The 15,025-nt window shown below is 50.5% G+C and carries 16 protein-coding genes; 7 read left to right on the top strand and 9 right to left on the bottom strand.

Annotated elements, in window-relative coordinates:
• Nucleotides 1–124 precede the first annotated feature (124 nt).
• Complete coding sequence (locus tag JMJ16_RS46915; protein ID WP_201392875.1) at nt 125–619, top strand: hypothetical protein; 495 nt, start codon at nt 125–127, stop codon at nt 617–619.
• A 109-nt stretch (nt 620–728) separates the two neighbouring features.
• Here the strand turns inward: JMJ16_RS46915 and JMJ16_RS56295 are convergent, their stop codons facing one another.
• Together JMJ16_RS56295 and JMJ16_RS46910 are read right to left on the bottom strand one after the other, a co-directional pair.
• Nucleotides 729–854, bottom strand: coding sequence for a hypothetical protein (locus tag JMJ16_RS56295; RefSeq protein WP_255553318.1), 126 nt, complete (start codon nt 852–854; stop codon nt 729–731).
• 122 nt (nt 855–976) lie between these two features.
• Nucleotides 977–2,104, bottom strand: coding sequence for an RNA-guided endonuclease TnpB family protein (locus JMJ16_RS46910; protein WP_201392874.1), 1,128 nt, complete (start codon nt 2,102–2,104; stop codon nt 977–979).
• 283 nt (nt 2,105–2,387) lie between these two features.
• Here JMJ16_RS46910 and JMJ16_RS46905 point away from each other — a divergent pair, with 283 nt between their 5' ends.
• Complete coding sequence (locus tag JMJ16_RS46905; RefSeq protein ID WP_201392873.1) at nt 2,388–2,783, top strand: hypothetical protein; 396 nt, start codon at nt 2,388–2,390, stop codon at nt 2,781–2,783.
• Nucleotides 2,784–2,872: 89 nt separating this feature from the next.
• Here the strand turns inward: JMJ16_RS46905 and JMJ16_RS46900 are convergent, their stop codons facing one another.
• Nucleotides 2,873–5,146: an ATP-dependent RecD-like DNA helicase gene (locus JMJ16_RS46900; RefSeq protein WP_201392872.1), complete on the bottom strand. Its 2,274-nt coding sequence runs from the start codon at nt 5,144–5,146 to the stop codon at nt 2,873–2,875.
• A 179-nt stretch (nt 5,147–5,325) separates the two neighbouring features.
• Between JMJ16_RS46900 and JMJ16_RS46895 the strand changes: the two genes are divergently transcribed.
• Entirely contained in the window at nt 5,326–5,769 is a 444-nt protein-coding gene (locus JMJ16_RS46895; protein WP_201392871.1) for a hypothetical protein, read from the top strand.
• Nucleotides 5,770–5,896: 127 nt separating this feature from the next.
• Here the strand turns inward: JMJ16_RS46895 and JMJ16_RS46890 are convergent, their stop codons facing one another.
• On the bottom strand, nt 5,897–6,106 hold the full coding sequence (locus JMJ16_RS46890) for a hypothetical protein (RefSeq protein ID WP_201392870.1): 210 nt from the start codon (nt 6,104–6,106) through the stop codon (nt 5,897–5,899).
• A gap of 317 nt (nt 6,107–6,423) precedes the next feature.
• Between JMJ16_RS46890 and JMJ16_RS46885 the strand changes: the two genes are divergently transcribed.
• Together JMJ16_RS46885 and JMJ16_RS46880 are read left to right on the top strand one after the other, a co-directional pair.
• The gene (locus JMJ16_RS46885; protein ID WP_201392868.1) at nt 6,424–6,831 is read left to right on the top strand and encodes a hypothetical protein; all 408 of its coding nucleotides are present in this window, start codon (nt 6,424–6,426) and stop codon (nt 6,829–6,831) included.
• A 124-nt stretch (nt 6,832–6,955) separates the two neighbouring features.
• Entirely contained in the window at nt 6,956–7,222 is a 267-nt protein-coding gene (locus JMJ16_RS46880) for a hypothetical protein (protein ID WP_201392866.1), read from the top strand.
• 129 nt (nt 7,223–7,351) lie between these two features.
• Here JMJ16_RS46880 and JMJ16_RS46875 read toward each other — a convergent pair whose 3' ends face one another.
• From JMJ16_RS46875 to JMJ16_RS46855, 5 genes are all read right to left on the bottom strand, one after another.
• Nucleotides 7,352–8,503: an NADH-quinone oxidoreductase subunit D gene (locus JMJ16_RS46875; protein ID WP_201392864.1), complete on the bottom strand. Its 1,152-nt coding sequence runs from the start codon at nt 8,501–8,503 to the stop codon at nt 7,352–7,354.
• Nucleotides 8,504–8,554: 51 nt separating this feature from the next.
• Nucleotides 8,555–9,031, bottom strand: a complete 477-nt coding sequence (locus JMJ16_RS46870; protein ID WP_201393630.1) for an NADH-quinone oxidoreductase subunit B family protein — start codon at nt 9,029–9,031, stop codon at nt 8,555–8,557.
• Between the two features lie 152 nt (nt 9,032–9,183).
• Complete coding sequence (locus tag JMJ16_RS46865; RefSeq protein ID WP_201392862.1) at nt 9,184–9,990, bottom strand: NADH-quinone oxidoreductase subunit C; 807 nt, start codon at nt 9,988–9,990, stop codon at nt 9,184–9,186.
• Between the two features lie 165 nt (nt 9,991–10,155).
• Nucleotides 10,156–10,884, bottom strand: coding sequence for a type 1 glutamine amidotransferase (locus JMJ16_RS46860; protein ID WP_201392860.1), 729 nt, complete (start codon nt 10,882–10,884; stop codon nt 10,156–10,158).
• An 87-nt stretch (nt 10,885–10,971) separates the two neighbouring features.
• Nucleotides 10,972–12,114 (bottom strand): carboxylate-amine ligase, encoded by a 1,143-nt coding sequence (locus JMJ16_RS46855; protein ID WP_201392859.1) that lies wholly within the window; start codon nt 12,112–12,114, stop codon nt 10,972–10,974.
• Between the two features lie 424 nt (nt 12,115–12,538).
• Between JMJ16_RS46855 and JMJ16_RS46850 the strand changes: the two genes are divergently transcribed.
• Nucleotides 12,539–14,269 carry a helix-turn-helix transcriptional regulator gene (locus JMJ16_RS46850; protein ID WP_201392857.1) on the top strand — a complete coding sequence of 577 codons (1,731 nt, stop codon included), beginning with the start codon at nt 12,539–12,541 and terminating at the stop codon, nt 14,267–14,269.
• Nucleotides 14,270–14,477: 208 nt separating this feature from the next.
• A complete protein-coding gene (locus JMJ16_RS46845) occupies nt 14,478–14,936 on the top strand; it encodes a hypothetical protein (RefSeq protein WP_201392855.1) in 459 nt (152 codons plus the stop codon).
• Nucleotides 14,937–15,025 lie beyond the last annotated feature (89 nt).

Raw genomic sequence — 15,025 nt, 5'->3', positions numbered from 1 at the left:
TGGCAGATTCTCACTGAAACTTCTATTTGCCTTAAAGCGTGGAAAGGGAGACATTCTTAAATGCAAGGCCGATGCTTTAAGCAAAATAAAAAGAAAAGCTGCATGATAAAGGAGTGTAATGTCTATGAATTTTACGAATCAGCAACAATATGCGAACGCCTGGCAGCAAGGAAACTATAACCAGATCCCCCACCAGGAAGCCTGGCAGAACTATAATCAGTTTGCCCAGCAGGCCTCGCCACAGGAGCTAGAGCAGGCCCATGAGCAGGTCTATGCGCAGATGCCACCTGAGCAGCGCGGTGGACTCTTGCAGAATTTGCTTGGTGGATTGACACAACGGGGATTCTCCCCTCAGCAGGCGGGAGTACAAAATACAGATCCCTATTCGATGTCGCCTGCTGAGGCCGCGCGCGTGACCAGTTATACTCAGCAGAAAGATCCCGACCTGCTGAAACAGATCTTTGGCCCCGGTGGCGCGCTCAGTAGCCCCCTCGCAAAGATCGCCGTAGCAGGCGTGGCGGCCTATGCGGCCAATCGCTTCCTGGGCGGACAGGGCAATCCGCTGGGTGGCGCATTAGGTGGCAACAACAACAATAACAATCATGGTGGCTTACTCTAAAAGAATGCTGTTTGTGGGCGAGGGAGGTGTTGCATACCTCCCTCGCCCATTTTATTTCTCTCTTGATACCACCTTTCTACCACTCTGCTATAGCACCATCTACAGTATGCTAGACGGGGTTATGCCAGGTATGACCACGCGTCGCAGTCTTCCTGACTGCATCTTTATCGATAGATATGCCCAGGCCAGGACCAGAGGGGACCGCGATATATCCATCCCGAAAAATAGCATCCAATACCCTCTCTTATGCTTATTGACACTCCCCCGGATAAATCCAGGGGGATTCTTCTCTCATCCAGGTTGCTTGCAGCGTCCCATTGCTGAGGCGTTGTAGAGGCCATCCTGTCCAGAAGCGTTTCATGCACTCACAGGTGCATCAGTTCCCGTATGCCCTACGGTACTGAGGGCCTTCTGCAAAATGTTCATTGCCGCATTGTGATCTCTATCTAATACCACGCCGCAGCCAGTACATGTATGAGTGCGCACACTTAGGCTCTTTTTGATGAGTGTGCCACACGCTGAACAGTTCTGACTGGTGTAGTGCGGAGGAACTGCGATGACAGGGATATGGTGCAAAGCAGCGTAGTAGTTCATCCAGGTGAGAAACCGTCCCCATCCGGCATCGCTGATGCTCTTGGCCAGGTGCCTGTTTCTTACCATATTGCGGATCTGCAAGTCTTCAAAGGCAATCAGGTCGTGAGACGAGACGAGCGCGTTTGCCTGTTTCCTGGCAAAATCTTCACGCTGCCTTTGGACTTTCAAATGCGCTTTGGCAACCGCTTTGTGTGCCTTTTTGCGATTCTGTCTCTTTTTCTGTTTCTTCGAGAGGCGACGTTGCAACCGTTTGAGACGTTTTTCAGCTTTGCGATAGTGGCGTGGGTTCTCAACGATTCTGCCTTCAGAATCGGTATAGAATGCCTTCAAGCCAACGTCAATGCCAACCTGTTTCCCAGTGGGAATATGTTCAATCTTTCGCTCAGCCTGCACTGCAAACTGGCAATAGTGGCCATCAGCACGACGTATTAAACGGACTCGCTTGATCTGTTTGAGAGGGAAGGTTTCAATATCACGTGTGCCAACCAAGCGCAGGCGACCGATCCCACAGCTATCGGTGAAGGTGATGTGTTTTCCATCGGGTTCAAGTTTCCATCCTGTCGTCTTATACTCGACGCTTCTGTTATCATGCTGAAAACGAGGGTACCCCTTCTTCCCTGGCTTCTTTTGCTTGCAGTTGTCATAAAAGCGAGCGATGGCAGACCACGCCCGATCCGCACTGGCTTGACGTGCTTGTGAGTTAAGGCAAGAGACAAAGGAGAACGCTTTGGCAAGGACGGCGCAATAGCACTGCAACTCATTCTTGTTGGCGTGTTCGTCCATCCAGAGACGGAGGCATTTGTTGCGAATGAACTGCACAATGCGAATTGCCTCCTCAATGGCGGCATAGTGCGCTTTGCTGCCATCTAACTTGTATTCGTAGATGAGCACATCCTTGCTCCTTCTAGAGATTCTCCTGTCTTCTTCTTTTTCCACTTGAAGGATCTGGAAACGCGAGAGGCAAAAGGAACGGCGATTCATTCCCGTCATGAATGAGCGGAGCTTTCTCGCTCGATCCTCTGTAACTGTCGATTATTGTATATGTAACATATGTGTAGGCGTATTATATGTTACGTTGTACCTAAACATGGTCATAGCGAAACTTTTTGGCCTCCAAGCTTCGTGCTCTAAGCGAGACATAGTTGTGCGCGTGTGTAGTAGAAGGGAGCAAAGTGTGAGAGAACCCACCAGCGATCAACAACGGGATGCGCTCCTGAACACACTGAAAGATGCCATATTTATCGTAGAGGATAATGGGCTGTGTCATATGAACCGGGAGGCTTATCATTTACTCTCGCTGCCAGAAGGCCTTCCCCTTGAACAAGCATGGCTAATGGGCCCGCTCTTTGAAATCTATGATGAGCGAGGGCGTCTCTTACCTGATACGCGTTGGCCGCAAAGCCATGTCTTTCGTGGCGAAGTGCTGATGGGACCCAAATCAATGGATGTGTTTATCCGCACTTTTGATAAAAAAACTCATTTTGTGCATGTACTGGGGACACCCCTCTACCAGGAAGATGGCACGATTCGCTCTGTGCTCTTAATCTGTCGTGAGCTCCCTCTGGGCTAGAAGATCGCTTCTGCCACCTTGTACCTCCTACCTTGAGACACTATATCAAAGCCTCCAAAAACTACCATATGCTTGAGCACAGCCCTGTTTCACGATGCCTCGAACGTGGTCTCTGGCATTCCTTTGAGGCGATCCGCGAGAGCAGTATAGCGCTTACGATCCAAAATACAGTTGACAGCCATACCAATCGCCTTTGTAGGGCCAACGAGAATAGCACGCCTCTGTGCGCGTGTCAGGCCGGTGTAGAGCAGGTTACGACTTAAGAGCATATAGTGTTGCGTAAAGAGGGGCAAAATGACGACAGGATATTCGCTGCCCTGCGATTTATGAATGGTTATGGCCCAGGCCAGGGAAAGCTCGCCCAGATCGGCATAGTCATAATGCACCTCGCGCTCGGCAAATTGCACCACCAGTTCTTGCTCCTCTACATCAATGGCCTTAATCGTGCCCAGGTCGCCATTAAAGACCTCGCGCTGGTAGTCATTGACCTGCTGGATGACGCGATCTCCCACACGCAAATAGCCACTACCGCGTGCAAGCTCAGCAACCCCGTGTCGTCGCGGGTTGAGTAGTTCCTGCAAAAGGGCGTTGAGCTGGCGGGTACCGACATCGCCCCGTGTAGAGGGTGAGAGGATCTGGACCTCGCGTATCGGGTCGATTCCGTGCGCAGGCAGGTACTGCTGCACCAGGTGTGCGATGCCTTCCGCTCCCAACTCAGGCTCCGCCGCCTCCAGCCATAAGCAGTCCGAAGCGCTAAACCTGGTTGTGGGAGTGAGTTGAGGAAACTGTCCGGCGTTGATACGATGCGCGTTCATAATGATGTGGCTCTCCGCCGCCTGGCGGAAGATCGAGGTCAGACGCACCACTGGCACCTGGCGCGAGGCAATCATATCGTAGAGTACCATGCCTGGTCCCACGCTTGGTAACTGGTCACTGTCCCCTACCAGCAAGATCTGGGCATGGGGCGGCAGGGCCTTGAAAAGTGAGTGCGCGAGGAAGAGGTCCAGCATCGAAACCTCGTCCACGACCAGGACATCTACCACCAGGGGATTCTCCTCATTATGGCGAAAGCCCATCGTCTTAGGATCAAACGCGAGCAGGCGATGGACAGTCTTCGCCTCGTGCCCACTGACCTCAGCGAGGCGCTGGGCAGCGCGTCCCGTAGGGGCTGCCAGTAGCAGCGACTTGCCCATGGCCTTCCACAGGGCCACAATAGTACGCGTGGTAAACGTCTTGCCACAGCCAGGCCCGCCAGTCAGGACGAGCAGGCGTGAAGAGGCGGCCAGTTCCACCGCATGACGCTGCTCCTCTGAAAGCTCGATGCTTTTCTTCTGTGTATACCCCTCAATCCAGCGCTGGACACGCGCCTGGTCCACCTCCACTGGATGACGCACAAACGTGGAGAGACGCCGCGCCAATGCCGCCTCCGTATGGTAAAAGGCTGGTGAGTAGTAGATACGCTCTTGCGCCAAGTCCTCATAGCCCGCCTGGGCTATTAGTTCCTGCGCCTCCACCATCTGTCCAAGCAGGGCGAGGATGCGCTCGGCGGCAACGGGAAACTCGGGCAGAGCCAGTTGTTCTACACTGCGCTCGACAAGGACCGTTTCTGGCAGAAAACAATGCCCCTCGTCCGAGGCCTGGCCCAGAATATGCAGGATTCCCGCCTGGTAACGAAAATCCGAGTCAGGCGCGATCCCCAGGTTGCGCGCAATAGTATCGGCGGTAATAAAACCAATACCATAAATATCGGTGGCGAGTTGATAGGGATTCCTGGAAACGATCTCGATGGCCTCATCGCCATACTGCTTATAGATTTTTACGGCATAGGTGGGAGAGACGCCATGCCCCTGGAGGAAGATCATGACCTCTTTAATGGCTTTTTGTGCCGCCCAGGCGCTGGCGATCTTCTGCGCGCGCGAGGCCCCAATCCCGGGTACCTCCACCAGGCGCGCTGGTGTTTGCTCAATAATCTCCAATGTATCAAGCTGAAAGTGGGCCACAATGCGTTTCGCCGTCACGGGTCCAATCCCCTTGATGAGTCCGCTCCCCAGGTATTTTTCAATGCCGGTCAGGGTGGCAGGCTTCGTCTCCTGGGCGGAGAGCGCCTGAAATTGCTCGCCATACTTGGGGTGCTCGCGCCAGAAGCCGGTGAGGCGCAGGCTCTGCCCGGCGGCTATCGCAGGAAAGCGGCCAACGACCGTCACCAGGTCACGCCGTCCGGGAACGTGAAAGCGCGCGACGGTATAGCCTGAGTCTTCCGCGTGGTACGTCACACGCTCAACAGTTCCCTGGATATACTCGCGTTTGGGTTGGGGGGATTGGCTGTTATGCGATTCTAGCTGTTCAAAATTGAAGGATGGCATGCCACTTTTGCTTTCTTTTGCGCCAAAGAGTGATACAAACAGTATAGCACAGCCAGGAGAAAGTTCACGTCAATTTTGTCATCTTTCTCACGTCCTCGGTCGTTGTCAGAATAGGCACCTATGCGGGTGTGGATGAACCAGAAGTAGCATTTACAGCAATGTACAGGGAGGACATATATATGCGACCCATCTCGACTAAGACACATGGTATCCTTGATTACGTTTCTTCAGCCACCCTCTTCGTGCTGCCACGAGCATTACACTGGGACAAATCTCTGACTACGGCGGTCACCGGCGTTGCCCTGAACACACTGAGTGTCAGTGCTATGACGCGCTATGAGGCTGGTTTACTCAAGGTCATTCCGATGAAAACGCACCTAGCGCTCGATTGTGTCACTGGTATATCGCTTGCGACCTTACCATTTCTCTTTTTAGACGCAGACAACCGTAAACCAGGCACAATAGGGACCCTTCTAGGCCTGGGAGCCTTTGAGATCGCGGCTGCCTTCCTCACTCAGACGCGATCCTCAATTGAGCAACCTGAACAGGTAGCAGATAAAAACCTGTTGAAACGTCTTGACAATATGCGCAAACAGGGCCTGAAAGAAGTCTTTGCTCACTAACTTCTGTATACAGATGTGAAGAAGGAGCAAGCTTACTATTTGTAGTAAGCTTGCTCCTTCTTAGATTGCGCGCTCCTGGCTTCGTGTGTTCCTTATGCATATTGGCTACTCTATTTCTCTTTGAAAACTACTCATTTTGCGTAGTCTGTTGCAGCAAATCTCGATGCTGCTCAAGCCACTCCAACATTTGCATGGCTTCTTGAGGAGAAAAATGGATTTCATTGTAGCCAGTACGAATATAAAATGATCCATAACGCAAGTATAGGAAATGCTCGCCGATGTCAGTCGGATCCAGCAAGTACATGCTGGTATTGACTACACCTTTTCCCAGATTCATATCTACCTCTCTATCTCTCAGACATGTGTTTATAGGAGCCTTAACTTCTCTATTTAAAAGGTATAGCTGTTTTATTGTAGGGCTATACTTTCTCTAAATTTCCAATCCTTTATAAGGGGTACACGCTAGGAGATAGTCAAAAGTAGCAGTATTTGATCGCAAGCTTGCCATAAATTATGCATACCTTCCAGTAAAAAGCCTTACTACTCTCTCTATGCACGAAGAAGCAACCACTCTTACGTGTTACTTTTGTTGTCTTGTGGACGTGTTTTAGAGTAGATGCTAAGAATTCCATAGATTTTTTTGAAGGAAGCGGAATGCTAGACCACTCACCATCATCCCAACCACATTATCAATACACACTCCCTGAAGAAGAAGACAAGGTAAAAACTGATGCGATCCTCATGGCTTATCTTACGTTCGCAATTGATTATCCCACTCCTCATCAAAATAAGGGCGTACTTGACGAAGAGGCCTTTTCACTCTGCCAACGCCTGAAGAAATGCAATCCCACACAATTGACAAATGAGTACGCTTCCTTTTGTCAAATTTTTCTTTCCTACTTTACAGCAACCTACGAGATACTTGGCGAATCATGTGCAGAAGATGGCGGCCAGGTTATACGCAAGCTCAAGCAGTTACTCGTGCTTACATCTCCATCCATTTGTGTCAATATTTTGCGTAACTTTATCCACAAGTCGGTCTATCGTCAGTCCTCACAATAGAGTCCTTTTCCAATACAAAACCTGGTAGCGCAACTCTGCGCTAAACGAAATGGATGTCTTTTTCGTGACCTTTACTAGAAGGGAAAAGTTTATCCTCCACCGTATCACACAAGGAGTTTGCTTTATGGATGAAACAAACAAGACTGTGTCTTCATTTGGGGGTGCGAGCAAAAATGAGGAACGCTTCCTTCAGTGGAAACAGTCTTTTGAGGAACACTTGAAAGCATTGGATTCTTTCCAGGCTCAACAGGTCTTGTTTCGTGAGCAACTCGAACAGCTACGACAAAAGCATCGAGAGTTTGCGGACCAGCAGGAAGACTTGAAACGGGCTAAGCAGGAGATGAAACATCTTCAGTGTACGCCCCTTCAAGATACTCCTCTCCTCTGGTAACCTATGCTCGTAATGGTTTTACCTTCACTTGCGACCACACAAGTTATTGTGTGGTCGCAGCCTTATCTATGCCTTTGGTTCAGGCTCTCTCCAAGAGCATACAGACTTACGCCGGTAGTAGCCGTAGTTTTACCGGTCCACACAACCCAGCACAATATCTATGCTACCAATAATAGCAACGGCATCACTCATATTATGACCCCGTATCATCTCGGGTAAGATCTGCAAGTTAACAAATGAAGGGGCGCGCATCTTCGCCCGCCATGGGTACTCACTTCCATCCGAGATCATGTAAAAGCCATATTCGCCCCGGCTATTCTCAATCGCAAAGTAGGTCTCGCCACGCTGGGGACGCACAGCAATAGGAACACGAGCACTGATAGGTCCTGGGGGCATTTTATCTATCGCCACCCGGCAGAGGCGCAAGCTCTCCTGCATCTCCTGCATGCGCACCATGTTGCGCGCAAAACAATCACCCTCCTGGCGCACCTGTATTTGCACGGGCACCTCGCGATACGCCATGTAAGGATTGTGTACACGCAAATCCCAGTTCACGCCGCTTCCACGGGCCATCGGGCCAGTCAGACCATACGCGATGGCTTGGGCCTGGTCAACGTAGCCAACCCCCTGAGTCCGCGCGCGGAAAATCTCGTTGTCGACAATCAGTTTATCGAGATTGTCAAGAGTCTCTTCAAGCTTGTCGAGATAGGCCTCGCATTGCTTGAGCCAGCCCCGTGGAAAATCGTGCAGCACTCCTCCTACGCGATTGTAATTGACGGTAAAACGGCTGCCTGCCAGAGCCTCAAACAGTTCGAGAATGCTTTCGCGGCTGGTAAAGGCCCAGATAATAGGTGTCGAGGCACCAAGATCTAGGAGATAGGTTCCCACCGCGACGAGGTGACTAGCAATGCGTTGTAGCTCACCAACTAACAGGCGTATATATTGCGCGCGGCGTGGGATCTCCAGACCCATTACCTGCTCAACTGCCCCCACATACGCAATCTCACACAATATCATCGAGAGATAATCAGAGTTATCGGTATAGCGTATACCTTGCATATAAGTGCGCTTTTCGAAGATCTTCTCCATACCTCGATGCAGGTAACCAATCACCGGCGTACAATCAACGATTGTCTCTCCTTGTAATGTGAGCACCAAGCGCAGTACCCCGTGCGTACTGGGATGCTGCGGTCCCATGTTCAACAACATCTCCTGGGCTTTGGGTTCGACATCTCCCAGGATCGGTGTGGCTTGCTGGTTCGTTTCCTGCTGGGTGGACATAAGCAGGATGCTCCTTTCTCCAGGCTCCTTTGATAAATCACGCAAAGGAGCTTACAGATCGCCTTCATTTACTCCTTTTACGTGCAAACCCTGCTTTAATATCTTCTCGCGCAACTTGAGTAATCCCTCAATCAATTGCTCGGGACGCGGGGGGCAACCAGGGACATAGACATCCACAGGCACAATGGTATCAACCCCTTGAACGGTATAATAGCTATCATAAAACTCACCTGCTGAGTTCGCGCATTGCCCCATGCTCAGTACCCATTTAGGCTCAGGCATCTGTTCCCATAACAAGCGTAAGCGTGGTCCCATCTTGACCGATACGGTCCCCGCGACAATCATCAAATCCGCCTGGCGTGGGCTGGAACGAAAGACCTCCGAGCCAAAGCGCGAGAGATCATATTGCGCTGCCGAAGCAGCCGCCATCATCTCAATAGCACAGCAGGCCAGGCCATACCCAAGGGGCCAGACAGAGCGAGAGCGTGCCCAGTTCTGGGCCCATTGGAGCATATCTGCAAGGCTCATCAACTGCACCGGGCCATCCTGATCGCCAGGAACATATTGATCGGGCCCTGAAGCCATAGCGAGAGGAATCGGTTTCCTCGCCGACCTCCCATTTGTGGCTCCGGATTCTTCAAATTGTTTCGCACTCATGCCTCTTCCTCTCTCTTTCTCACCTATTTCTCTGCTGAATTCAATGGAGTACCAGGCTTGCTCCCTGGAATATCCAGCTCGCCTCTGGTGGCTGGCTTTCCTCTTGCCGAAACAGACTCGCCCGCCTTCGAAGGAGCATGCACATTCGCCTCTTCCTGAACATCTTGCTGTGTATGGCTAAAGGTAGGCGTTCCTGGATGGAGCCGCTCCTCCATTCCCTGGCCGAACTGTTTCTGAACAACGCGCTCATACTTCTGTTGCTGAAAGCGTCCATCGACAGCCATAGCAGGGCTTACCTGAGTCGTGGCCTGTTGATTGAGCGAGAAGGGAACCTGGCGAAAGCTCTTGAGGAGAGGATGGCCCTCAAAATCATCATCCAGCAGCATACGCCGAAGATCAGGATGACCAGAGAAGTGGATACCGAGCAGATCATAGGCTTCTCGCTCATGCCAGTTCGCCGTGGGCCAGATGGTGACAACGCTTGGAACCTCGGGGTGCTCATGAGATGTACGTACGCGGAGCTGAAGCAACAGAATGTGTGACAGAGAGCGTAGATGATACACTACCTCCAGATGGTCGAGCATGTCGACACCTGAAAGCGAGCTGAGCATATCAAAACCAAGTTGATCACGCAGAAAACGACAACATGCAAGAAGGTGTGTGGCCTCTACGTCCAGGCTTAAAAAGTTCCCTTTCAATGTCTTTAACACCAGGGGGCGACCCGTAATCTGGGTAAGCGGCTCCAGTGCTCGTGCCAGCGACTCATTTTTTGTCTGGGAACCTTGCTTCCCATCATAACGAGGCACAAAACGTTCTGGCACTTGGCTCATGAATATCTCCCCTCTCACGCAAAACATGGGTATAAGCCAACCAAACACCAGTTATCTCCTGGTGAGGTTAACAAAGCCACAACTCATCTCAAAAGCTGTAATGAGAATTTCCACTTTATTTCTAACACGCTACCTCTGGATAAAGGTTACACAATGATCTTCGTCCTAAAGGAGCCCATTTAAGCGCAGAAAGTTCTCAAACAATTGATGGGTGTGCTTTTCATAATCTGGATAATAGGCGCGCCACGCTTGCTCTGTCTCCTGGAATACCTTGTTGCCATTGGTACGAATAAAGGTATCTCTTGATGATGGTTCCTCCAGCCAGAAGTTAAACATCTTCGGCGTCAATTCGATATGGTACTGAATACCATAGCTATGGGAACTTGCACGAAACGCTAAGAGTTCTCCTTCCGTTGAGACAGCCAGTGGCATCACATCAGAAGGTAAGGGTGGAGCAATCCTATCATCATGCCACTGAAAAACGGTATGTCGGGGCGGCAAGCCATGGTAGAAGGCATCGTCCTGGCCATAGTGTGTTAGCTCTATTTCAGCCATCCCCATGCGTGTTGGCTCTTGCTTATAAATCGAGATCCCCAGGACAACGGCCAGCACCTGACAGCCAAAGCAAATTCCAAGAAAGGGAGTTTTGTGGTCAATTGCATACGTCACAAGCTCTTTTTCACGTGTGATATAGGGATGCTCATTCTCCTCATAGACATGCTCATGGCCACCAAAAATGATCAAGGCGCTGTAATCCTTGGTATCTTTAGGTAATTCATCATGCTTGGCTTGCAGTGTCATGCATTCGATATTGAAGCAATCAAGCAGTCCTCCTAGCTGCCCAGGAGGATTCTCAGGAGCATGCTGAATGGCAAGTATTCTCTTCTTGTCCATAAAGATCACTTTCTAGGCAGTGCGCTACTGACGTATGCATCTACACAATCTCCAACTACATAGGCGCGTACGTCAAGTAGCGCACAGTCATGATTTTAAAGTTAATGCGCCAACTGGTTCAGAAACGCTCTTTGCCATTGTCTGATCCATGAGGGCATATGCAACCTGTTGTATATCACCCGTCTTTCGATAGAGAGCCAACTGGCGGTCCGCGCCTGTTCCTTCTGGGCTCTCGAGCAAGCGGCGTAAATACGCTATTTCAGCCTCGCTCCCCAGGTCAACGGCGGCATCAGCCACAAAGTCTAGTAGCTGGTGAATGACCGCGCGCATAGGCAGGCGCTGACGCCGCTCGAAATTTATCACCTGGGCATCCAGGCCATAACGCATGGCCTGCCAGTAATTTTCTTCGAGATAGCTACGTGACAGATCCAGGTTGGGCTCTGGACGTGATTGCAGCTGGTACAGCTTTGTCACCAGGGCCTGGCAAAGGGCGGCCAGGGCAATAACATCCTGAATCGTCGAGGGCATATCAAAGACACGAAACTCAACTGTGGGGAAGCTGGGGTGTGGGCGTATGTCCCAGAAAATACCTTTACCATTTTCAATACATTGCATTGCGATAAGTTCATCAGTATACTCATGAAAGGCATTCGCTGTCAGCACCGGGGGTATGCCTGTGCGTGGTACTGTCCGCCAGAGATTTGCGCGATATGACTTATATCCCGTGGGTTGGCCCTCCCAGAAGGGAGAATTGGTCGAGAGCGCCAGCAGATGAGGCAGCCAGTGGCTTAATTGCTGGATGAGAGGAAGCGCCATTGATTTCATGGGTATACCAACATGGACATGCAACCCGTAAATCACCAGTTCGCGCTCCAGGTCCTGTAACTCATCTTCTAATTGAAGATAATGTTCCCTGGGCGTCACCTCTTGCTCTTGCCAGCGCGCATATGGATGTGTTCCAGCTCCAATTAAGGAGACGTTTTCCTCTGCCACCAAACTCTTTAAGAGGCTGGTTAGTCGCTGTATTTCGGTACGGGCATCGGCAATGGTTGGGCAAACGTTGGAGACCAGTTCTATACAGCACTGCTTTGACTCTTCTTTGAGCCGTTCCCCAAATATTCCCTTACCTCGAGCCAGGATACGCCGGCTCCGCGAGCACAAATTTCCTGTGCGTGGGTCAACTAATTGAAATTCCTGCTCAATGCCGAGCGATGGTACATAACTCTTCATCTTTCCATATCCTTCACAACATTGTGAAGTTGCTGCTCCTTCCCTGATGATACCCTGGCGTTCTTCATTGCTTTTTCAGCACATGCCGCGTTTTCGCCTGGGCTTTTAAAAATCTTTAAAACTTTCCAGTGTGAAAGGCACGAAGACATACGCGGAAAAGTGACACAAAAAGGTGAAGGTGCCTCTCCTCCTCACCCTTGATTAGCCTGTTTAACAAGCAGGCCAATAATCGTCTCCCCGTCTCTATTTTGCACTTTTCCCTCCTTTGAATCGTGTGATAAGTAGCAATACTTACCTCCTTAACAAGGATATATACTATACTTTGTAAGAATTTCTTTGAAAAATTGCCTGGTGGAAATGAGAAAAGAAGAGTTAGCATTTAATTTCAACAAAAGTTGGTTGGCTGCGTCGAAAGGAGGTTCTTATGCAAGAATCGTTGGGAAAGCACTTACGACAATTACGAAGGCAACGTAGTTTCACACAAACAGATTTGGGGAGTCATCAGTACTCCAAATCCTATATTAGCGCCATTGAGCGCGATGCCATTATCCCATCTCCTCAGGCCCTGAGCTTTTTCGAGGAGCAATTGGGATTACCTCAACATTACTTTGAGCAGTGGACGCATAGCGATGAGACAACACGCTCGCTCACTTTTAGTCTCTCTTCCCAACACCTCGCACCTTCTTTAGCAGAGGCTACCAATGAGCAAGAGAAATTTACCGAGTTGCTGGATTTGCTCTTAGCAAGCTCAGATCATGTGCTATTAACCTTAACACGCGCCTTCGCGTCTCTCTCTCCCCAGACCGTTACTGCGTTTCCGCTTGCTATTCATGCCCGGCAGGCCTTTTTCGAGGGCTTGGTAGCGCAAGAAAAAGGGGAGCCAGCCCGTGCCTTGCCCCCTCTGGAATACGCAATGGCCCTTAGCCCCCTCTCACTACGCCCATTTGTGCTGGATGCTGTGGGAAGCAATTATTATCGGCAACAAGAATACCGCACAGCGCTCCTCTTCCACCGCCGCGCACTCCAACAGATCAGCGAACAGAAGCAAGACAACAACGCCGCGCATGACGATCTCGCCTTAATTCTTGAGCTTCATTGTGGCAACGATTGTCGTGCGCTTACTTCCCATGAGGAGGCGCGTACGCACTACGAACACGCGCAAAAACACCTGCGCGCCAGCCACAATATGGAGATGGCAGGCCAGCTTTATCATCAGCTAAGTTACTGCACCTACGCCTCGCTCTTTCCTACTATTCAAGGTGCGCAACAACCAAAAACTCCTGAACAGATCGAATGGGCATTCCAACGCGCCATTAGCTTTTGCGTACAGGGCAAGTTGTTCTATCAGACAAGCCATGAACAGGCTGGCATCTCTCTCACCCAGATGCTCCATGTCATGATCCTTCTCGACTATAGCGCCTGGAAACAGCAACGCTTGCAGGAAGAAAGGGAGAGCCACAAGGTCTTACAACTGGCACAATGCACACGTTTACTAGAAAGCGCGGAAGAACAATGCCAGCAATTCTTCCAGGAGTGGCAGGCTTTTTCTGGAGAGGGGCAATTACCAGCGCAACTGCAACAGACCTGCTACATCCTCCTGGCGTTCCTGGTTCGTGTCTACGAACAACATGCGCAGATTGCCCAGATAAGTGGGTACGAGGATACCGCCATGCTCCAGCGTTCGCGTGCCTGCTACCTTTGTCAACAGATTATCAATACCTTCGCGCGAGAAGAGCAACTTTCGCCTTCATCTTTTGCGACCCTTTACGCTCTGGTACGCAAACCGATCACAACACAGCACCTCGCTTTGCCTGAACTGCCAAACCCTAACGTCATACAAAACATTCAGCACAATATGTTGGGCTGGGCTGAGATCGCCTTTGCCGCAGGAGCAGTGGCTGAGGGCTTAACGCAACTCACTCAGAGTAGAGAGCAGATTGCCAACTGTTACGCCTTTGCTAACCAGTGCTTCCAGTTGGCCCTTACACACACCCGACAAGCCATCCGCGAGAATGCAGATGCCCAATATGATACCAGTTACTTTACTCGTGCCATTCAGCGTTGCCAGACCTTCCTAGAACAACGCTTACGCCTCTTGCCAGAGGAACCCGACACCAGAGAAATTCAGAAACTGCTAGCCATGGTACAAATCTAGCTGCCTATCTCCTACATCCATTAGAGCAAGTAGACAGGTGCAGAGAAAAGAACGTGGGGCGACGCGTGTTAAAGCACGCGTCGCCCCACGTTCTTTTCTCTCCCTTATGTTACATTCGGTGCTCAGCTCACGTGACAGAAGTGTAATTCCATGGAAAGTTCAGTAGCGCAAATGTTTTCCCTCTAAAATTGAGGGTTGGGAGAGAGAGATGTACACAGATAACCTGCTAAAGTACAGCAACTACACCCACTTTGTTCCCTGCAAAGTTCCCTTTGTCATGATCGTCACGAGTAATTTAGCATGTGCTGCCACTCTTCGTGATGCCATTTATTTACAGATACATACTCACACGCTCTTCGCTATGAACATCCATGAAGCACTCAATATCGTTCGCAGCCTTCATCCGCTGGCGTTTGTCGTCGCCTCACGTCTGCCTGATGGAGATGCGCTTACATTTTTAGCAGCACTTGAGCAGCGCCAGTATTTTCAGAAAACGCCTTTCCTTATCTTGAAGGAAGACAACGACGGTTGTGTCAAGCGGGCAAAAGAATATGGCATACACTGTATCCAATTTCCCAAAAGCACGCCCACATTACTCACAATGCTGACTCATTATGCCTGCAAGGAGCAGGAGTTGTGCCACCGTAAACGCTCGCGACGCTACTAAAGTACGCGTCTACATATAAAGATACGGGGCCTCGCGCCTTTATATGTAGACGCGTACTTTAGTAGCGTCGTCCCACTCATACCAACTTC

This window comes from Ktedonobacter sp. SOSP1-52 (assembly GCF_016587395.1).
This window is presented reverse-complemented; position numbering and strand designations above follow the sequence as displayed.